The organism is Romboutsia hominis (genome assembly GCF_900002575.1).
GTDB classification, from domain to species: domain Bacteria; phylum Bacillota; class Clostridia; order Peptostreptococcales; family Peptostreptococcaceae; genus Romboutsia_C; species Romboutsia_C hominis.
On record NZ_LN650648.1, the window covers coordinates 2,754,845 to 2,776,400 of the forward strand.

Below are 21,556 nucleotides of genomic sequence, written 5' to 3' on the forward strand. Positions count from 1 at the left end.
ATCTATAATATATAATAAATAAGGCTATAGATTAATCTATAGCCTTATTTATTATATATTATAACAGAATTCTCCATTTTCTTTTAGACTTAAGAAATCTGCATAACCTATATCAAATATTCTGTTTTCTAAGTTTTCTATTTCTATCTTATTTTTAATTAAATAAGTTATAGTTCCTATATAAGATATATCACCTTGAGCAATAGCTCCATATATCATATTATCTTTATATATAAATTTCTTGTAATTATTATTATCCTTTCTAATTGCAACTTTATATGATTCATCTATAGGTTCTACCATTCCAAGGGATACTGTCGCTATTCCCATAAAGTTCATACTATTTTTTGCTGCAAAACTATCATCTATTAATCTTTCTTTTCCGTACATATTATAGGCTGAGACTAAGCCTTGTTTTACAGCTATTGGCCATATAGCATTTTTTCCTACTACATCTCCTGCCGCATATACGTCTTTTTGCGTAGTTTCACATTTGTCATTTATAACTATTCCTTTATCATAAGATATGTTAGTGTTTTTTATAAAATCCGCATTTGGTCTAACTCCTGTAGCCACAACAACCATTTCACACTCAACTAAAGTACCATCTTCTAATGATATACCCACTACATCATTATTGTCCTTTACTACGATTTCTTTTATAGATACACCTTGATATAATTTTGCTCCTTTTTTTACAAACTCATTTTCATATATTGATGCACTATACTTATCTAATTGTTTATTAAGTATAAATTGACCTGTGTTTACTAAAGATACTTCAATATTTTTGTACTCTAACAACCCAACAAGAGCATCTATTCCAACTAATCCAGCCCCTATAATGGCTACTTTATTTATTTTTTTAACTTTATCTTTTATATTATATGCATCTTCTATATTTCTTAATGGGTATACATTGTTTGCTTCTCTTAAATTCTTTATTGGCGGTATAAATGCAGATGCACCAGTAGCTATTAGAAGTTTATTATATTCTATAGCTTGATTTTCTAATATTACCTTTTTAGAATTTGTGTCTAAAGATTTAACACTTGTTCCTTTTACCCATATAATATTATTTTCTTTCATAAATTCTTCATCTACAAAGTTTATTTCCTCTACAGTTCTATGGTTAGATATAACATGATGCAACATACAACGCGAATATGTTTTATCATCCTTTGATACTATTACTATGCTACCTTCTTTATCCAATTCTCTTAATGTTTTAGCTGCACTTATCCCTGCTGCACTTGCACCTAATATAACATAATCAATACTTTTTTTACTTCTAAATATGTTTAATATTTTATCTAACATAATGATTCTCCCTTCTGTAGCTCTAGTGCTCCAGTTGGACAATTTGCTACACACTTAGGATTTTCTTCATTTATACATAAGTCACACTTTAATACAACTTGCTTTGTTTTATCGTCTACTTTTAAAACCCCGTAAGGACAAGACATTATACACATATAACATGACCCACATTTCTTTTCATCATAAGAAACTATTCCTGTCTTTTTATCTTTAACCATTGCTCCACTCATACAAGTTAGAACACATTCTGGCTCATCACAATGTCTGCATATAATTGGTACTGGTTTATTATCTTTATCTAATTCTATATGCCCTCTACTATCATTATCTATATCATCTAGATTAAGTGTATACATGTTGCTATTTTCACTGTGCTTTAACATACAAGCTAAAACACAACTTTTACATCCAGTACATAATTCTTTATTAATTATAATTCTATGCATAAGATTCCACTTCCTTTAACCCAAGTTTTTGTCTTCTATCAATTATTATTTCTTCTAATTGCTCTGCTGACGATTTTGGGTCTGGATTAACTATAACGTGGCCTCCTGTTAAATCTTTTAATTTTTCTGTAAGCACTTCTGTTACTAGTTTTCCTCCTGTTATAAATGGTGGTAATGCTAAGTGAAGTGGTAATCCTAGTGCTAAACCAAATGCCCCATCAGCTAATGCTTGCTCCTCTAGCCATTGTGGTGCTGATAGTACAAGTGGTAATTGAGGTAAATCTATACCTAATTCTGCTGCTATTTCTGTAGCAACTATTTCTAATCTTCCTATTGCTAAACATGGTCCAAAGTTTAGTACTGGTGGTATTCCTAAAGACTTACAAACTTCTTTTAAGTTATCCCCTGCTAATTCTTCTGCCCCTGGAGACATAAGCCCTACATTTTCAAGCCCTCCTGTTGAACATCCAGCAGAAAGAACTATTATATCTCTCTTAATTAATTCTTTAGTTAATTCAACTGTATTTATATCGTGTCCACCAGCAGTCATATTTGAGCATCCAACTACAGCAGCTATACCTTTAATTTTTCCTTCTGCAATTAAGTTTATTAATGGTTTCCATGAATCTCCTAAGAATGCTTTTAAGTTCTTTTCACTTACTCCTGTTAAAGATTTTTCGTATCCATGGTCACTTGGTATATCTATTTCTACTACATTTCTTCTTTCTTTATATGCTTCTAATGCTTTATTTATTAGACTTTCGCTTATAGATTCTATATTCTCTCTATCAAATGGTATATACTCTGCATTTGATTTCTTAGCTACATCATCTAAGCAAACCATCTTAACTTTATATTTATCTGCTATTGGCTCAAGTCCTGGTATTGTACAGTTAAATTCTGATAGTACCATGTCTATAGCACCTGTTGAAAGTACAGCCTCACTAGTGAAGTTATTTCCTGTATGACCCACAAATACCTCTTGGTAATGTTCTCCTCTTAACTGTAAATCTTGACCTACACAAGTACATCCAACTAATTTAAACCCTTTAGCTCCTACCGATTTTGCTAATTCTACTACATCGTTGTCTTTTAATCTATCTTGGAAATGAGAAAATACTGAATGTTGATGTCCTGTTATCATTATATTTATATAATCTTTATCTATAACATTAAATCCTACTGGAGCCATTCTTATAACTGGCTCTCCTAACATAACATCATTTAAAAGGTTAGTTAATGTAAGACCATATAAGCCTGTTGATATACCTAAATTTAAGCAATTAACCAACATATCTACTGGATCACTATTTAAGTTTGTAGATGATTTTACTATTGCATCAAAGACTTCTGACTTAGCTCCACCTGGCATTATTCCTAGCTCTTTCCATTTATCTACTCTTGGTCCATATGCTACCTTTTCAACTAATTCCATTTTCTCGTATCTTGGCTTATATAAGTCATTTAACACCTTATTGGCTATATCTATACATTTTTGATGATTATCTTTAGATTCTACTCCAAACATTTCAGCTAAATTATTTAGTGCATTTAATCCCTTTATATTCCCTTTTTTCTCTCCTAAATCCTTTAGATTTCTAGCTGTAGTTTCTACTACATGTAAATAACAAGCGGAACCTGATGCAACTGCTCTTAAAAAGTTTCTAGCTACTATGGTATCTGCATCTGCTCCACATATACCTCTTGGTGATTTTGGTGTTATTCTACATGGACCATTTGAACATAGTCTACAACACACTCCTTGAAGCCCAAATCCACATTTAATTTTTTGATCTTCTGTTCTATGGAATGATGTTTCTACATCCTTTGAAGCTATAAAGCTTTCTAACCTCTTATCAGCACTTTCACACATTCTACAAGTATTACAAGACATAATATTTCCCCCTTAATATTATTTATTAGATTTTAATTTGGATGAAAATTTAGTTAGAATTGAATTGATTTGACCTTGATGACTTGATTGATTTTTTTTTAACTATAATTTTATATTCAATATTTACCATAAAAATTTTAATCTTAAACATATTTTTTAAATTTTTCTTGTCTTAATTATAAAACTTTTTTTATATATATTTATTTTTTATAATGATTAATCTGTTCATTATATAATTAAATATTATTTTTTGTTAGTCTATACCCATTTTATTTTATATTAATCTGTCATTTTATTAATATTCTTGTAAAATTTTTTTCTTTGTTATGTTGGAATTTTTTTGTTATAATATTAATGAATACATAATAAAAAAATCAAGGGAGGATTTTGTGATGGCTTACATGATAAATGATGCTTGCATAAGCTGTGGTGCTTGTGCTGCTGAATGTCCAGTTGAATGTATATCTGCAGGAGATGACAAATACGTTATAGATGCAGATACTTGTGTTGAATGTGGTGCTTGTGCTGGAGTATGTCCAGTTGATGCTCCTCAACCAGAGTAATCTAATATACAAAAACTACCATACATATGTATGGTAGTTTTTTATTTTTATAATTCTTCTTCACTTTCTTTCATTAAGTATGATAGAGTGAATAAGCTTTCTGTTAAATTTACGTTCTCAACTATAACATCCTTTGGTACTTCTAAATCTATAGGTGCGAAGTTCCATATTCCTTTTATACCAACACTAACTAATCTATTGACTGTGTCTTGCGCTCCGTTCTTTGGTATACATAGTATAGCAATATCTATATTATGTTCCTCAACATATTTCTCTATCTCCTCTGAATCTAGTACTTCAAAGTCTCTTATTTTTAACCCTATCATTTTGGGATTTGCATCAAATAATGCTTTAACTTCAAATCCAGCTTTTCTAAATCCAGAATAGTTAGCTATTGCTTGACCTAAATTTCCTGCCCCTATTAGTATTGCATTATACTTTCTATCTAGCCCCAAAATTTTTCCGATTTCATTATGAAGTGCTTCTACATTATATCCATAACCTTGTTGGCCAAAACCACCAAAATTATTTAAATCTTGTCTTATTTGAGATGCTGTAAAACCGATAATCTCACTTAATTCCTTAGATGATATTCTATGTATATCCTTATCTAATAACTCTCCTAAGTATCTATGATATTTCGGTAATCTTCTTATAACTGCCATCGATATATTCTTAGAACCCATTTTTTTCACCTCCTGTAAATATGACATAATTATCTATATTTTTAAAACATAGTTTAATATCCTTGATTATATTATATCAAAACATTATAATTTTAGGTAGTTCAAGGAGGTATAAATTTATGATCGTTTTGTCGTGTAATAACTTAAATAAAAGTTTTGGAATAGATTCTATATTAGAAAATGTAAGTTTTACTGTTAATGAAGGTGATAAAATAGGGATAGTTGGTGTAAATGGTACGGGTAAAACTACTCTATTTAAAGTTATCTCTGGGATATATGGTTATGATAGTGGAGATATATATACGTCTAAAGATTGTGAAATAGGATACTTAGAACAACATACCAATTTCCACTCAAACAACACTATTTTAGAAGAAGTTTTAGAAGTATTTAAAGACTTAATAGAAATGGAAAACTACTTAAGAAACTTAGAGGTTAAAATAGCTGAAGAAAGTGCAAATCCTAACTCAAATAAACTTGAAAAAATAATGGACGAATACTCTCACAAATTAGAAAAGTTCTCTGATATGAATGGTTACGGATATAAATCTGAGGCAAAAGGTGTTTTAAAAGGATTAGGGTTTAGCGATGACGATATGAACAAACCTATCGACGTACTTTCTGGAGGTGAAAAAACTAGAGTACTTCTAGGTAAACTACTTCTTAGAAAACCTACCCTACTTCTATTAGACGAACCTACTAACCACCTAGATGCAGAAGCAATAGAATGGCTTGAAGTTTTCTTAAAACAATATAAAGGTACAGTAATTTTAATATCACATGATAGATATTTCCTAGACCAAGTTGTTAATAGAGTATTTGAGATACATAATAAGAGATTAAAATCTTATAATGGAAATTACTCTGATTTCGTAAAAGCTTCTATTGTAGAAAAAGAAATAGAACAAAAGAAGTATGAAGACCAGCAAAAGGAAATAAAGAAACAAGAAGAATCTATAGAAAGATTAAAAGCATATGGCAGAGAAAAGCATGTAAAAAGAGCTAGAAGTAAAGAAAAAATGCTTGCTAAAGTCGATGTGTTAGATAAGCCTGATGGTGAAAGAAAGAGAGCTAGAATAGAATTTAATCCATCTGTTACTAGTGGTAATGATGTTCTCCAATTAAGAGATATCTCTATGGGTTATGGTGAAAAAATATTATTTAAAGATATAAACCTTGATATATACAGGGGAGAAAAGGTGGCTCTTATAGGTGCTAATGGTATCGGTAAATCTACTCTATTTAAAATAATTATGAATGAGTTAACTCCTTTTTCTGGAGATGTTAAGTTTGGTACTAATGTTAATGTATCTTATTTCCACCAGGAGCAAAAAACTCTTAATTTAGAAAATACTATTATAGATGAGATATGGAATGATAATACTCACCTGACTCAAACTACTCTTAGAAGTATGCTTGGAGCCTTTTTATTTGAAGGTGAAGATGTGTTTAAAAAGATTTCAACATTAAGTGGTGGAGAAAGAGCTAGAGTTGCTATACTTAAATTAATTCTTTCAAAAGCTAATTTTCTTCTTCTTGATGAGCCTACTAACCACTTAGATATAGATTCTAAAGAAGTTCTTGAAGAAGCTTTATGTGGATATACGGGTACAGTGTTTACAATATCTCATGATAGATATTTCCTAAATACTGTTGTAGATAAAATATTAGTTTTAGATGAAACTGGTATAACTGAATACCTTGGTAACTATGACTACTATTTAGAAAAGAAAAAACAGGTTCAAGAAATGAGTAACAATGTTGAGGTTGTAGAGAAAACTAAAACACAACTAAAAGATGAAAAACGTAAAGAGAGAGAACAAAGAGAAATAGAAAAGAAAAATAGAATTAAAAGACAAAATATAGAAAAAGAAATAGAAGAAACTGAATCTGAAATAGAAGAACTGGATGTATTACTATGTCAAGAGGAAGTCTATTCTAATCCTGATAAATCAAGAGAAGTTAGTCAAAAAAAATCATCTCTTGAAGATAAATTATCTACCTTATATGAAGAGTGGGAATTATTTATGTAGAAGCCATTTACAGGCTTCTTTTTTTGTGGGTAATTCTATAAGATAATATTATAATATAAAATATTTTTAATTTAAATTTCTATTATTTATATAGTTACACACGTACTTTATTATGATATTATTTAACAAGATGATTTTAAAATTAAATAAAGGGGTGATATTTTGCAAGGATTATTTTCTTTAAGTGATGATAATAAGATGTTCTATAAGGTACTTGTATCTTTATGCATTCCAATAATAATACAACAACTTATATCAACATCAGTAAATGTAATAGATACTATGATGATAAGTAGTTTGGGCGAAACATCAGTAGCTTCTATCGGTGTTGCAAACCAGTTCTTTTTCTTATTTAGTATGTCTCTATCAGGTATTACTGGTGGTGCTGGAATATTTATTTCTCAGTTCTTTGGAAAAGGTGATACAACTAATATTCGTAAGGTAACAGGATTTACTATTATACTAGCAGTTTTACTTAGTCTAGTATTTTTTATACCAGCATTAATCATACCAACCGAAATTATTCATATATTTTCATATGACCCTGAAGTAATAAGACAATGCACAGAATACTTTAGTATAGTTGTATTTTGTTATCCTCTTATTGCTATGAGTAGTGTTTTTAGTGTAGGCTCAAGAGGAATTAGAAATCCTAAGCTAGGTATGATTTGTAGCTCAGTTGCGTTAATTGTTAATATAATTCTTAATTATGGCCTTATATTCGGTAATTTAGGGATGCCTATGTTAGGTGTTAAAGGTGCTGCACTTGCTACGGTTATAGCTAGAATAGTTGAATTTTCTTTACTAATTGGATATGTATACTTCTTTAAAAAAGATTATACTTTAAAGTTTGGTATAAAAGAATTAAAACTTATTGATAAAGAGTTTTCTTCATCATTTTTAAAAACTAGTTTTCCAATCTTCTTAAATGATACTGCATGGGCAATTGGTACAGTATTGTATTCAGTTGCGTACTCAAAAGCTGGTACTTCTGCCATAGCTGCTAGCCAAATAGCAACAAGTACAGGTAACTTCTTTATAATGACAGCTGTATGTATAGCTATAGGAGCATCTATAATGTTGGGTAATGAACTTGGTGCAGATAATATAGATAGAGCTATCTCTTATGCTAAAAAGTTCTCTGCTCTTGTATTTATTACAGGTCTAATTTTTGGAGGGTTGCTAATATTAAATATTCCTCTATTATTGAATATATTTAGTGTTACACCAAATTTAGCTCCGGATATAACTAAGATATTTATTATAATGGGTATTTTAATGGCTCTTAAATCATTTAATACATTAATAATAATAGGTGTTTTAAGAAGTGGTGGAGATACTAGATATGCCTTATTTTTAGAGCTTGGATGTATGTGGTTAGTATCAATTCCATTAACATTTATAGCAGCATTTAAAGGTGCTCCTATTTATGTATTAGTACTATTAACTTACAGTGAAGAGCTAGTTAAGTTTATTTTTGGTGTTCCAAGAGCATTATCTAAAAAATGGGCTGCAAATATAGTAAAAGAAATGAATTAATTAAAAGAATAACTCTGAGAAATTTCTCAGAGTTATTTTTTATCACATTGTACCTATAAATGCACTAAAAATATATATCACTAAAAATAATGTACTTATAATCCATAAGCCTATAGATATTTTTTTATTTTCTTCATAATAAATATATGATGCTATAAATCCAGAAACTATAGCTCCTGAACATAAAAAGTCTATTATTGATGTAGCTAATGAGCTTGCTAATATAGCATATAAATCTATTATTGATGTAAATACTAATAAAAACATAATTTGAAATATCACTGCTACAATTAATAGTACATTTGATTTTTTCATAATTTCCCCTTATAATTTACAATTTATTGTATTTACCTCTGTCCAATTTTTAGATTTGGAACAGCATTTAAACTCATATCATCTATTATTCCATTTATATAATTATAATATCCTGCACAACCTATCATAGCTGCATTATCTGTACATAAATCTACTGGTGGATATTTTATATCTATATTATTTTCTTTTCCTAATTCTGTTATTTTTTCTCTAAGTGCTGAGTTGCAAGCAACCCCTCCTGCTAAAGCAATTGTATTGTATCCTTTTTCCTTAGCTGCTTTTATTGCCTTTTGAGATAATACTTCTACAACAGCTTCTTGGAAAGATGCGCATACATCTTCTACTACTATTTCTTCTTTTTTCATCTTTTTAGCATTTAGATAATTTAATACAGCAGATTTTAATCCACTAAAACTAAAATCATAACCTTCATCTAAATAAGCTCTAGGAAAATCTATTGCATTTTTATTTCCTTGCTTAGCTAACTTATCTACTATAGGTCCTCCTGGGTATCCTAATCCCATAGCTCTCGCTATTTTGTCAAAAGCTTCTCCAGATGCATCATCTCTTGTTCTTCCAAGTATCTCATATTTTCCATAGTCCTTAACTTCTACTAAATGAGTATGTCCACCAGAAACTATTAAAGTTATAAATGGTGGCTTTAAATCCTTATGAGCTATATAGTTTGCACTAACATGCCCTTCTATATGATTTACCCCTACAAGTGGTTTATTTAAACAAAATGCTAATGATTTTGCATAAGATAATCCAACAAGTAAAGCACCAACTAAGCCTGGTCCATAAGTTACTGCTATATGATCTATATCCTTTAATTCTATTTTAGCTTCATCTAAAGCTTCTTGTAATACTCCATCTATATTTTCTATATGCTTTCTTGATGCAACCTCAGGAACTACTCCACCGAATTTTTTATGTAAATCTATTTGAGTTGAAACTATGTTTGTCAAAACTTCTCTACCATTTTTTAAAATAGCTATAGAAGTTTCATCACAACTACTCTCTACTGATAATGTTATTATATCTTTCATTACTACACCGCCTTTATATCACTCCACATAATCATGGCATCTTCTTTGTTGTTGCTATAGTATTCTTTTCTTATTCCTGCTAACTTAAATCCATACTTTTTATAAAGATTTTGAGCAACTATATTTGAAACCCTTACTTCTAAAGTCATTGATACTATATTACTTTCTCTGCAAAGCTCTACTAGTGCTTGTATTAACTTGTCTCCTATTTTTCTACCTCTATAATCTTCATGTACTGCTACATTTGTTATATGACCTTCATCAACAACAAACCATATTCCAACGTAACCAACTACTTTATCATCTATCTTAGCTACTAAGTATCTAGCAACATCATTACTTAGTTCTTTTTTAAATGCATCTTTAGACCAATAATCTTCAAAGCAGTTTCTTTCTACTTCAAAAACTCCGTCAATATCTTTGGCCGTCATTCTTTCTATAACTATATTATTTTCCATCATTTAACCTCTTCATCTTTTCATCATATTGAACTTCTGCTTGAGATTTTCTAATATATACCGGATTTATAGTATAGCAATCATGAACATTTATATTATTTTTATACTTTTCCATACCTATTACACATAAGCTACTTGCTTTATTTACATTATGAGAAGGTGCTGGTATATGTATATTTTCTATTTCCTTAATCTTATCTTCATATTTATATACAGCTTCTCCAACTAATATCCAATCTTCATTAGAGTTTGATAATTCTTCTAATAAATCATCTATCTCTACTACATCTACACCTTTTAACTCAACTAATTTTCCATCTTCATATTTATATTGTCCCATGTAAACTTGAGTTCTTTGTGCATCTAATATTGAGCATATTTTCTTATCACATAAATCCATATTTCCAGCTAATAATTCTACTGAATTAACACCTACCATTGGTATATTATTTACATGTGATATAGCCTTTGCTGTAGCCATACTTATTCTAAGTCCAGTAAATGATCCAGGTCCTTCACATATAGCTATTAGGTCTATATCATTAACATTTAAATCACTCATCTTAAGCATATTTTCTATCATAGGCATAAGTTTTTGAGAATGTGTCTTTTTTGTATTTACTATATATTCACATATTAATTTATCATCTTCTATAACAGCTATACTTGTAGCAAGCGAAGATGTATCTATTCCTAGTACCTTCATTATCTTGTCAACTCCTCAACTATCTTTTCATATTTTTCTCCCACTGGATTTAATATCATTTCTCTAGACATATCTTTGTATCTTAATTCTATATGTAAGTATTCTTCTGGAAGTATGTCTTCTATTAGATTTGCCCATTCTATTATGCATACTCCTTCTCCATTTATATACTCATCATATCCTATATCATACATTTCATCACTACTACCAATTCTGTATACATCAAAATGGTATAAAGGCATTTTTCCTTCATACTCATTTACTATTGTAAATGTTGGGCTAGTTATATAATCATCTACTTCTAGGGCCTTTGCAAGACTTTGAGTCATTGTAGTCTTTCCAGCGCCTAAATCTCCTATTAAACATATAACACTTCCTGGTGTTAGCAATTTTCCTAATTTATATCCAATTTCTTTTGTTTTATTTTCATCTTCTAAATATATTTTAATCATAAATTCATCTCCATAAATAGTTTGAAAAAATTATCAACTAGATATTATTATATTATAACCATCTGGTATTATAAAGTATTTATAAATATAATATACATTTATGGTTGACTTTTTGAAAATAGTGAACTACTATTTAATTAAGAATATAAGTTAATTGAAACCATGAAGGTTTTTAAAGGTACAGGTGTATGTACTTTTAAAAACCTTTTTTAAATTTACTCTATATTCCTAACCCTTTTTAAAATAATTATTTCCTACTGCCTGTAATATAGGCAGTTTTTTCTTTTTTGTTTAATATTTTAGTCATATTCATTATAAATAAATTTTTTTATAAAATATGTATATAATTTTTCAATATGACAATAATTAGAGTATAAGAAATATTTATTCCCCCAAACAATATATTCCTTATTCCCCTGAAGCACTTGCTAAGAAATTAGTAGGTGCTTTTTAATTTGAATACACATATACTTAAGTCAGAGATATACAAATAAATAAACAAAGTTAATAATGAATATATTCTTATATAATAAAATATTAAATTTCTAAATAAAACGAAAAAATAGAGAGATTAATTTTTATAATCTCTCTATTTTTTTATTTTATCTAAATTACATAAATTTAAATAGATATATTAAACCTACTATCCCAAGCACTATTAGCCCTATAGCAACATATCTTTCTATCTTAGTAAATTCAGGTTTGTCTGGCTCTATTTCTTTTCTTGCTTTTTTAAATACTGGAATACCTATCGCATAGATAATTAGTGATATTAATAAATATTCTAGCCCTGCTGCATATAATAACCATAATCCATATATAGTACCTATTATGGCAGTTATATATGCATAAGTACGGCTTGCAAATATTTTTTTCGGATAAGCATCCTCTTTTGAAGATATTTTATATAAGTATAAAGTTGAAGCTATATAACAAGGTAAAGCCATAACACTTGTTATACTTAACATCATATTCCAAGCATTTCCGGTAAAGTGAACACATATTAATATTATTTGCATTACAATAGTAGATGCAAGTAATGAAAATGATGGTGCTTCTTTTTTATTTTCTTTTGTAAATACTTTAGGGAATGTTCCATCTTTTGCCGCTGCATATGGTAATTCTGTTAACATAACTGTCCATATAAGCCAAGAACTTAAAATGGCTATAATTACACCAACATTCATTATTATACTACCCCATTTGCCCATTATAGTCATTAAGACTGCTGCAGTTGACGGTGGTGCCATTTTAGATACAGCCCCTTGAGGAACTACACCAAGTGGTAATAATGAAAGCATAGTGTATAGTAAAAGACAAGTTAAGAACCCTAAAAATGTAGCTTTCCCAACATCTTTTTGTGATTTAGCTCTACCAGATACAACAACCGCTCCTTCTATACCTGTAAATACCCATAAAGTTACCAGCATGGTACTCTTAACTTGAGGCAATAATCCACCTAGCGCGCTATCATGAACTGATGCAACAGTTTTTAAGCCCCAAAAATCAGTAAAGAAGAGTGAAACTTTAAATGATATAGCTAATACTAATATAAATATAGCTAATGGAACTAGTTTACCGATTGTTCCTATTACATTTAAAAATGCAGCCTGTTTAACACCTGATAAAACTGCAAAATAAATAACCCAAAGTACTATTGACCCACAAACAATAGACAACCAGTTATTCCCACCTGTAAAATATGATGGAAAGAAATAGTTAAGTGAATCCATTAATAGTACTGCATATCCTACATTGGCAAAAGAATTACATATCCAATACCCCCATGCCATTAAGAAACCTGTAAATTTACCAAATCCTAACTCACCATAAGCATATATACCAGTTGTCACATCTGGTCTGGCTGCTGCAAGCACTCTAAAAGTGTTTGCAATAAACCACATACCAAAACCAGTTATTATCCATGCAATTAGTATTGCACCGGCAGATGCATGCTGAGCCATATTTTGTGGTAGATTATAAACTCCACCACCTAGCATAGCGCTTATTACTACGCCCGCTAAAGCAACTACACCAAGCTTTTTAGTGCTATTATCTTTCGCTTCGCTACCGCTACTTTTATCGCTCATAATAGCCCTCCTAAATTTCATTAAGTTTTATGAAAATTACTAGCTTTAAGTGCATTTTGTAATTTAAACTCTTAACAAAATGTACTTAAAATAATTATTTCTGAGTACATTCTGTTAATGGCTTAAATTCCATCTCATCTAACCACTCATTAAGTGTTAATTGATTTAAACTTGAAAACCCGCTTTCAGGTACTGCATCTCTTGCTAAAGTTACATATGGAGCACAAGTTAATGCATTTCCGATTTCACCTGGTTTCATTATTGTATATGCAAATCCTACATAAGTTCTATCAAATACTACATGTGAATCTCTACCACACTCTTTAACTGACCAAGCAACTGCTTTTCTGTGTTTTTCTAAGAATTTTTTTAGATCTTCTTCATTATCATTTTTTGTCCAAAGTCCCGCATCTTCTATAAATAAATCCGCACAATTATCTCTATCATTTGATAATGAAATTGCTATAAATGACCAAACTCCGTAAGCTTCTCCTTCTTTTAAAGGTCTATTTTCTTTTGGTCTATAAGATGTAACACTCTTGTTTGCGCATATTACATGAGCTCCTGGTATTGTTGGGAAACGTCTATTTTTTTCTGTACCGAATAATTCAATACCTGCTTCTAATAAAGGTTTAGCGTCATACACTTTAAGTGGTGTTCCATCAAATTGTTCTACATCAAATAATGGTTGTTCTTTTTCATCCGCTATATTCATATGTGTTGCTAAATCATAACCCCATACTTGCCCTGCTATACCACAAAAAGATGAAGCTGTAAGCATATTTATTTGACCGACATATGCATCATTTATTTCCGCTCTATCATATGAAACTATTCCGTCTAATAAGAAGTCATCTGTTTTTTTAACTTTACCAACAGAAACTGTAAGAACTGAAACATATCCATTTCCATAAGCTCCTGGCATTCCGTATCCATCACAGTAACGATTGTATGGACTTATAGCTGTTTTATCTACCTTAGCCGCTCTTACTTTTCTTACCTTTCTGGGGCCTACCCCTATAGTTCGATTTCTCTGTTCTTCTAAATTTTTGTTCATTTTGAACACCTCCCAAAAATTATATACAGCAAATCGCTGTACATGAGTACATATACCCTTGACAAAAAAAACAAAATCAGAAAACGTTTATTTCTTTATATTTAGAAATTTACTAAAGTTCTATATACTTGTACATTATTTTAATGATTATTTATATCATACGCTTTATTAGATATAATAAATTTTTCCTTTAATAATTATAGATTTTTTCAATTTAACCTATTTTTTTGCATACATTATAATAAACCTAAAAAAATTTAATATGAATATAAAATTAATATCTATAGATATATATGATGCTCTTCTAATAAATCAATAAACTATTTCTAAAAAAATAAAACTGCTATTAAAAATGCTTTTACTAAAGGTATTTATGTTGCTATCACTACTGGCAGAGTATATGATTGTGCTAAATTATACTCTGATTAAATTGGATTAAACACTAATAATATCCTCTAATAAGGCTTTTATTGATAGAAGTGATGGGCAAGCTATTTTAAATAAATCATTAACATCTAATGAATTTAAATATTTTTTAGATACTCAAAAAAAATATAGAGTGTTTTCTTATTTAACTGCGAACTTTGGTATTGCATCAATTAATGTGCTTTCAGAAAATTATATTTATAAATTTTTAAATAATCATCTAAAAGACGATGGAAAAATCAAATTTGAAATTTTAAAAAAGATGAAATTATACATAGAAGTAATAGCAAAAATATTTATCAATGATTGAATACGCAGAATTTAGAGTTTCTATTGAGAATATAATTTATAAAGCAAAAAATTCGCTCAATATATAACATCATCAAATACTAATTCAGATGTTGCTAATATATAGAAAAATTCGTATTAAAAACATGTAACAATTAATGAAATATTACATATAAATTAGTTATAAATAGTAACCAAATATGCTTGTATGTACATGTAATTTTAAAAATAATTATATGATGAAAGCATGAGGGAAATATCTTTCCCAAGTACCTCGTACTAGTATAGTAAGTTTTAATTTTTGGAGGTATTATATGAAAAACTGGATATACTCTTTATTATCTCTTATCGCATTGATTGCTACTAATTTTTTAATCTCTAAATTATTTAATACATCATTTATAGAAATGTCATTTTTAACAGGTTTATTAATATCAATGATTATTTTTTATTTCTCTAGCGAAGGTGGATTTTTTACTTCCAAAACTGACCTACCAATTAAGCACTTATTAGAAAGTGAATCCCGTAGAAATACACATTTTTTAAGATTTTATATAAATATTCCTTTTATAGTTTCTGCGCTATATACTATAATTGCTGCTATTTTAAGTATAATTGTATACTGGGAGTATTTTTAATTAAAATTCAACTCACCAACATATTTATTAGTTTATATAACTTTTTAAATTTATCGTCATGTTTAAAATTTATAAAAATAAAGCTATCCCTCCTAAGAGATAGCTTTGTTTTTATTTCATTCTATTTAAAACTTTTTCGGTTTTTTTATACATTGGTAATGTTAGTAAAGACATTATAGTTGCTTTTAATATGTTAAATGGTGCTATTATCCATATAACAAAGCTTAATTTATTTACTATTGCTGGATTTATAGCCGCTCCCATTTCTATAACTGCTTCAATTGGCATTATGGTACTATAAAATGGTAACATTATAAAATAATTAGATAAACATCCTACTATTGTCATTACTATAATTCCTAATGAAAGACCAATTATAAGACCTTTCGTTTCTCTTTTTTTACTGTATATATATGATACCGTCCATACAAATGACCCACCTATTATAAAGTTTGCTAGCTCTCCTACTCCGCCTGTAGTAGACATTCCTGTTATAAATTGTAGCAAGTTCTTTAAGAAAGCTATCATAACACCAGCAGCAGGTCCTAAAATTATTCCTCCTAAAAGTGCTGGTAAATCCGATACATCTATTTTTAAAAAATCTGGAAACAGTAATGGTATCGGGACTGATATGAACATAAGTATATATCCGATAGCCGATAATATCCCTACCTTTACTAATGTAGATGTAGAAAACATCCTATTACTTTTAAGTGTTTGTTGCATAATTTTTACCTCCTAATTTTTATTAGGAAAAATAAAAAGCTCGAAGATCTTACCTTCGAGCCTTTATGGATATAGCAAAAAACTATAAATATGTCCTTATATATAGATATTTCCATAAATATCTTCTCTCATCCAGACTTTACTGTCGGCTTTGGAATTTCACCAAATCATGCTACTATTGTAGCTCGCGGGCTATAACCGCCGGTAGGGAATTTCACCCTGCCCCGAAGATCTTCAGAAACTATTTAATTTTCCGTATACTTTAATAATATTAAATAGTTTATTCAAAGTCAACTGGTTATTAGATATAATTTTGGGGTATAGTTTTATTTCAATTACAATATTATTATACCCATAACTATCTTCTATAAACTATTTTTCCATCTATAATAGTCATTAGTACATTACTTTGTATTTCTAGAGGACAACCATCCCATACAACTATATCTGCATCTTTTCCAACCTCTAAAGATCCAACTCTATCATCTACTCCTAAAGTTTTGGCTGGATTTATAGTTATAGCTTCTAATGCTTTTTCTTTTTCCATACCATGTTTTACTGCTATTCCAGAGCATATTGGCAAGTACTGTACTGGTATTACAGGATGATCTGTTGTTAATGAAACTTGAAGTCCTTCTTTTGCAAGTATTCCTGCTGTATCAAAAGTCAGATTTCTAAGCTCTATTTTAGATCTTTCTGATAATGATGGTCCTACTACAACAGGATATCCTTCTTCAGCTAATTCATCTGCTATAAGATGTCCTTCTGTACAATGATCTAGAGTTAACTTTATATCAAATTCTTTAGCTATTCTTATAGCTGTGAATATATCATCTGCTCTATGTGCATGAACTTTAAATGGTATTTCACCCTTTAATATAGGTATCATACATTCCATTTTCATATCATATTCTGGTTTATCATGATCTTCATGTTCTTCGTATAACTCTATTTCTTCTAAATATTCTTCAGCTTTTTTTAAATGCTCTCTTAAAAGTGCAGCTATAGCCATTCTAGTTTGAGGCATTTTTTCATCTCTACCATAACAACTCTTCGGATTTTCTCCAAATGCAATTTTTGACGCTACTGGATTTTTTAGAACCATTTTATCTATTCTTTTTCCATAAGTTTTTATAGCTATACATTCTCCACCCATCACATTAGCACTTCCAGGTGTCGTACATACTGATGTTATACCACCTTGGACTGCTTCTGTAAATGTATTATCCATTGGATTTATACCGTCTATTGGATTTAAGTGTGGTGTTATAGGGTCTGTTTCTTCATTTCCATCAGCACCCTCAAATCCCATTCCATCTTCCCATAATCCTAGATGCGTATGTGCATCTATAAATCCTGGAAATACAAATTTTCCTTCTACATCTATTATCTTTATATCCTCTTGAGAAGTTATATTACTTCCTATTTCTTTTATTTTTCCATTTTCTATAAGGATATCTCCTTTAATTATTCCATTTGTTATAGTGTTTATTACACCATTTTTTATAAGAAGCATATCTTCCCTCCTAATATAGTTTATATGTTCATAGATAAAGCTACTCTTTGTTTATCCATATCTACTCCTATAACTTTTACATCTATGATATCTCCTACTGTAACTATGTCCATAGGATCCTTTACAAAACTTTTACTCATTTGAGATTTGTGAACTAATCCGTCATTTTTTATACCTATATCAACAAATGCGCCAAAGTCTACTACGTTTCTAACTGTTCCTTTTAATACCATTCCTTCTTTAATGTCTTCTATTTTTAAGACATCTGTTCTAAGTACAGGTTTCATACCGTCTTCTCTAGGGTCCCTACCTGGTTTTTTAATTTCAGATATAATGTCTTTTAATGTTAATTCTCCAACTTCTAACTCTTCACTTAATTTTTTAAGCCCTATTTGTTCAACTTTAGCATCTATACCTTCTATATTTTTATTTCTTAAGTCATCCATTGAGTATCCTAATAATTTTAACATACTTTCACAAATCTTATAACTTTCTGGGTGAACTGAAGTATTATCTAAAGGATTCTTAGCATCTAATATTCTCATAAAACCTGCACATTGAGTGAAAGCTTGAGGCCCTAGTCTTTTTACTTTTTTAAGTTGTGCTCTAGATGTGAAATCTCCATTTTCTTCTCTATATGCTACTATATTTTTAGCTATACTATGGCTTATACCAGCAATATGCTCTAATAAAGAATATGATGCAGTATTTAAATCTACTCCAACACTATTAACTGAATCTTCAACAACTCCACCTAGAACCTGCTCTAATCTTTTTTGATTAAGGTCATGTTGGTATTGACCTACACCTATACTCTTAGGGTCTATTTTTACAAGCTCTGCTAATGGGTCTTGTAATCTTCTAGCTATTGATATAGCACCTCTTATAGATACGTTTATGTCTGGATGTTCTTCATTTGCAAGTTCTGATGCAGAATATACAGATGCTCCTGCTTCGTTTACTATTATGTATTGAACTTCTTCATCCATCTCTTTAATCATGTCTGATACTATTTTTTCTGATTCTCTTGATGCTGTTCCATTTCCTATAGATATTATATCTATGGAATATTTTCTTATTAATTCTTTTAACTCTTTTTTAGCTTCTTCTACTTTGTTTTGTGGCTGTGTAGGATAAACAGTTGTAAAATCTAATAATTTACCATTTTTATCTACAACAGCTATTTTACATCCTGTCCTAAATGCTGGGTCAAATCCCATGACTACCTTATCTTTAACAGGTGGTTGTAATAATAAACTTTTTATATTTTTACCAAATACACTTATTGCTCTTTCTTGTGCATTTTCTGTTAGTTGATTTCTTATTTCTCTTTCTATAGATGGGAATATTAATCTCTTATAAGCATCCTCTATAGATGATAATATTATTTCTTCTTTTGATTTATTCTTTTCTTTTACATATTCACTTACTATATGATTTATTACTTTATCATTGTTTATTTCTAATTTAACTTTTAAGAATCCTTCCTTTTCCCCTCTATTTACTGCTAGTACTCTGTGAGGAGCCATTGTCTTTACTGCTTCATTGTAGTCGTAGTACATATCATAAACTGATTTTTCATCTTTAGAATTTTTTGTACTAATCATACCTTCTCTTAATGCTAATTCTCTTATATATTTTCTTATCTTAGCATCTTCCGAAACTACTTCGGCAATTATATCTTTTGCTCCTTTTATAGCATCATCTTCACTATTTACGTCTTTTTCCGTATTAATGTATTTTTTAGCTTCTATACTTATATCTTCTACTTCTCCATTTAGTATAGCTAAAGCAAAATTTTCTAATCCTTTTTCTTTTGCTATAGTTGCTCTTGTTCTTTTCTTTTGTTTAAATGGAGCATAAATATCTTCTACTTCCTGAAGTGTATTTGCTTTTGCTATGTTTTTTTGTAATTCTTCAGTAAGTTTTCCTTGCTCTTCTATGATTCTTATGACATCTTCTTTTCTACTTTCTAAATTTCTTAAATATACTAGCTTATCATGAAAAGCTCTTAATACAACATCGCTCATTTCACCAGTCATTTCTTTTCTATATCTAGCTATGAAAGGAATTGTATTGCCTTCGTCTATAAGCTTGATAGTATTTTTTATTTGTTCATCTCTAAGGTTAAACTCTTTTTTTAAGATTTCATTTATTTTCATATTTGTCCTCTTCTTTCGTAGAAATTTATATGTAGCCTCAAAATAGGGCTCGAGAATAAAATTCTCAAGCCCTTATTTTACTATTTACTAGATTTATTCATTTTTAAATATTCATTTATAAATAAATCTATATTTCCATCCATTACGCTATCTACATTACCTACTTCTGCATTAGTTCTATGATCTTTAACTAACTTGTATGGTTGGAATACATATGACCTGATTTGACTTCCCCAGGTTATTTGAGAATATTTACCTTGAATGTCTTCTATCTTTTCTTTTTGCTCTAACTCCTTAAGTTCTATAAGCTTCGCCATAAGCATTCTCATTGCGGTATCTTTATTTTTATGCTGAGATCTTTCGTTTTGACATTGAACTACTACCCCTGTAGGAATATGTGTTATTCTTACAGCTGAATCTGTAGTATTTACATGCTGTCCTCCTGCTCCAGAGGCTCTGTATGTGTCTATTTTCAAATCAGCTTGGTTAATATCTATATTTATACTTTCATCTAACTCTGGTAGCACATCTATTGATGCAAATGAAGTATGTCTCTTTCCTGATGGATCGAAAGGAGATATTCTTACTATACGATGAACTCCCTTTTCACTCTTTAGGTATCCATATGCATTCATTCCTTCTATTAGAAGTGTTGCACTTTTTATACCTGCTGCTGGGTCTGATAGCATATCTAAGACTTTAACCTTATAATCCTTACCTTCTCCCCATCTAATATACATTCTTAGTAGCATTTGTGCCCAATCTTGAGCATCTAAACCACCAGTTCCTGCATTTATAGATAAAATTGCATTATTTTTATCATATTCTCCGCTAAGTAATGTTTTAATTTTAAGAGTATCTATTTCTTTTTCAAGGTTCGATATAGACTCTTCTATTTCTTTTTCTATAGATTCATCATTTTCTTCTAGTCCTAATTCTATTAAAACTTCGATTTCTTCTAATGAATCTTTTAAAGTGTTAAATTCTCCTACTGTTTCTTTTAAAACCTTATTTTCTTGAAGAACCTTCTGAGCAAGTTCATTGTCGTTCCAAAAATCTTGCTCGTTCATTTTTTTCTCGTTTTCTTCTATTTTAGCTAGTGCACCAGCAATGTCAAAGAGAAACCCTCATTTCATCTAGATTTGAAGACATTGACTCTATGCTATTTCTATAGTCTTGTAATTTTAACATT

Annotated in this window: 19 protein-coding genes and 1 riboswitch; of the genes, 4 read left to right on the forward strand and 15 right to left on the reverse strand. The window is 29.6% G+C overall.

All coding sequences use genetic code 11. The features are described from left to right. Positions 1 to 51: 51 nt before the first annotated feature. Genes FRIFI_RS13300 through cooS form a run of 3 tightly spaced genes read right to left on the reverse strand, consistent with a single transcriptional unit; the run spans position 52 to position 3,660 of the window. Entirely contained in the window at positions 52 to 1,320 is a 1,269-nt protein-coding gene (locus tag FRIFI_RS13300) for an NAD(P)/FAD-dependent oxidoreductase (protein WP_330405535.1), read from the reverse strand. Next, entirely contained in the window at positions 1,314 to 1,766 is a 453-nt protein-coding gene (locus tag FRIFI_RS13305) for a 4Fe-4S dicluster domain-containing protein (protein ID WP_166506097.1), read from the reverse strand. Before FRIFI_RS13305 ends, FRIFI_RS13300 begins: the two co-directional genes overlap by 7 nt. Next, entirely contained in the window at positions 1,759 to 3,660 is a 1,902-nt protein-coding gene (cooS, locus tag FRIFI_RS13310; protein WP_166506098.1) for an anaerobic carbon-monoxide dehydrogenase catalytic subunit, read from the reverse strand. The genes FRIFI_RS13305 and cooS overlap by 8 nt, the downstream gene beginning before the upstream one ends. 392 nt (positions 3,661 to 4,052) lie before the next feature. Here cooS and FRIFI_RS13315 point away from each other — a divergent pair, with 392 nt between their 5' ends. Beyond that, positions 4,053 to 4,223, forward strand: coding sequence for a DUF362 domain-containing protein (locus FRIFI_RS13315; RefSeq protein ID WP_092921951.1), 171 nt, complete (start codon positions 4,053 to 4,055; stop codon positions 4,221 to 4,223). Between the two features lie 47 nt (positions 4,224 to 4,270). On the opposite strand, the gene FRIFI_RS13320 is transcribed toward FRIFI_RS13315, so the two are convergent. Next, positions 4,271 to 4,909, reverse strand: a complete 639-nt coding sequence (locus tag FRIFI_RS13320) for a redox-sensing transcriptional repressor Rex (protein ID WP_092921948.1) — start codon at positions 4,907 to 4,909, stop codon at positions 4,271 to 4,273. Between the two features lie 119 nt (positions 4,910 to 5,028). On the opposite strand from FRIFI_RS13320, the gene abc-f reads away from it, so the two are divergent. Both abc-f and FRIFI_RS13330 read left to right on the forward strand, forming a co-directional pair. Next, on the forward strand, positions 5,029 to 6,942 hold the full coding sequence (gene abc-f, locus FRIFI_RS13325; RefSeq protein ID WP_166506099.1) for a ribosomal protection-like ABC-F family protein: 1,914 nt from the start codon (positions 5,029 to 5,031) through the stop codon (positions 6,940 to 6,942). Positions 6,943 to 7,104: 162 nt separating this feature from the next. Then, entirely contained in the window at positions 7,105 to 8,481 is a 1,377-nt protein-coding gene (locus FRIFI_RS13330) for an MATE family efflux transporter (RefSeq protein WP_176579625.1), read from the forward strand. A gap of 42 nt (positions 8,482 to 8,523) precedes the next feature. Here the strand turns inward: FRIFI_RS13330 and FRIFI_RS13335 are convergent, their stop codons facing one another. From FRIFI_RS13335 to hdcA, 7 genes are all read right to left on the reverse strand, one after another. Next, positions 8,524 to 8,796 (reverse strand): hypothetical protein, encoded by a 273-nt coding sequence (locus tag FRIFI_RS13335; protein ID WP_166506100.1) that lies wholly within the window; start codon positions 8,794 to 8,796, stop codon positions 8,524 to 8,526. Positions 8,797 to 8,828: 32 nt separating this feature from the next. Next, on the reverse strand, positions 8,829 to 9,845 hold the full coding sequence (gene tsaD / locus FRIFI_RS13340) for a tRNA (adenosine(37)-N6)-threonylcarbamoyltransferase complex transferase subunit TsaD (RefSeq protein ID WP_092921936.1): 1,017 nt from the start codon (positions 9,843 to 9,845) through the stop codon (positions 8,829 to 8,831). Positions 9,846 to 9,847: 2 nt separating this feature from the next. After that, a complete protein-coding gene (gene rimI / locus FRIFI_RS13345; RefSeq protein WP_242977259.1) occupies positions 9,848 to 10,303 on the reverse strand; it encodes a ribosomal protein S18-alanine N-acetyltransferase in 456 nt (151 codons plus the stop codon). Further along, entirely contained in the window at positions 10,293 to 11,009 is a 717-nt protein-coding gene (gene tsaB / locus FRIFI_RS13350; RefSeq protein ID WP_166506101.1) for a tRNA (adenosine(37)-N6)-threonylcarbamoyltransferase complex dimerization subunit type 1 TsaB, read from the reverse strand. The genes rimI and tsaB overlap by 11 nt, the downstream gene beginning before the upstream one ends. Continuing rightward, positions 11,009 to 11,461, reverse strand: coding sequence for a tRNA (adenosine(37)-N6)-threonylcarbamoyltransferase complex ATPase subunit type 1 TsaE (gene tsaE / locus FRIFI_RS13355; RefSeq protein ID WP_092921932.1), 453 nt, complete (start codon positions 11,459 to 11,461; stop codon positions 11,009 to 11,011). Before tsaE ends, tsaB begins: the two co-directional genes overlap by 1 nt. A 611-nt stretch (positions 11,462 to 12,072) precedes the next feature. After that, on the reverse strand, positions 12,073 to 13,551 hold the full coding sequence (locus FRIFI_RS13360) for a basic amino acid/polyamine antiporter (protein WP_166506102.1): 1,479 nt from the start codon (positions 13,549 to 13,551) through the stop codon (positions 12,073 to 12,075). Positions 13,552 to 13,645: 94 nt separating this feature from the next. Beyond that, positions 13,646 to 14,608, reverse strand: coding sequence for a histidine decarboxylase, pyruvoyl type (hdcA, locus tag FRIFI_RS13365; protein ID WP_166506103.1), 963 nt, complete (start codon positions 14,606 to 14,608; stop codon positions 13,646 to 13,648). A gap of 1,028 nt (positions 14,609 to 15,636) precedes the next feature. Between hdcA and FRIFI_RS13370 the strand changes: the two genes are divergently transcribed. Then, positions 15,637 to 15,960, forward strand: coding sequence for a hypothetical protein (locus tag FRIFI_RS13370; RefSeq protein WP_166506104.1), 324 nt, complete (start codon positions 15,637 to 15,639; stop codon positions 15,958 to 15,960). 111 nt (positions 15,961 to 16,071) lie between these two features. Here FRIFI_RS13370 and FRIFI_RS13375 read toward each other — a convergent pair whose 3' ends face one another. The 4 genes from FRIFI_RS13375 to prfB all read right to left on the reverse strand — a co-directional run bounded on the left by FRIFI_RS13375 (position 16,072) and on the right by prfB (position 21,555). Next, positions 16,072 to 16,686, reverse strand: a complete 615-nt coding sequence (locus tag FRIFI_RS13375; RefSeq protein ID WP_166506105.1) for an ECF transporter S component — start codon at positions 16,684 to 16,686, stop codon at positions 16,072 to 16,074. A gap of 116 nt (positions 16,687 to 16,802) precedes the next feature. Next, positions 16,803 to 16,922: riboswitch (FMN riboswitch) on the reverse strand. Positions 16,923 to 17,044: 122 nt separating this feature from the next. After that, complete coding sequence (locus FRIFI_RS13380) at positions 17,045 to 18,202, reverse strand: amidohydrolase (protein ID WP_166506106.1); 1,158 nt, start codon at positions 18,200 to 18,202, stop codon at positions 17,045 to 17,047. Positions 18,203 to 18,222: 20 nt separating this feature from the next. Next, complete coding sequence (locus tag FRIFI_RS13385; RefSeq protein ID WP_166506107.1) at positions 18,223 to 20,364, reverse strand: Tex family protein; 2,142 nt, start codon at positions 20,362 to 20,364, stop codon at positions 18,223 to 18,225. Between the two features lie 80 nt (positions 20,365 to 20,444). After that, positions 20,445 to 21,555 (reverse strand): peptide chain release factor 2 gene (prfB, locus tag FRIFI_RS13390; protein WP_202819463.1). Its coding sequence is split into 2 segments (ribosomal slippage): positions 20,445 to 21,479 and positions 21,481 to 21,555, totalling 1,110 coding nucleotides; the frame shifts between segments, so codons are not numbered across the junction. Position 21,556: the final 1 nt, after the last annotated feature.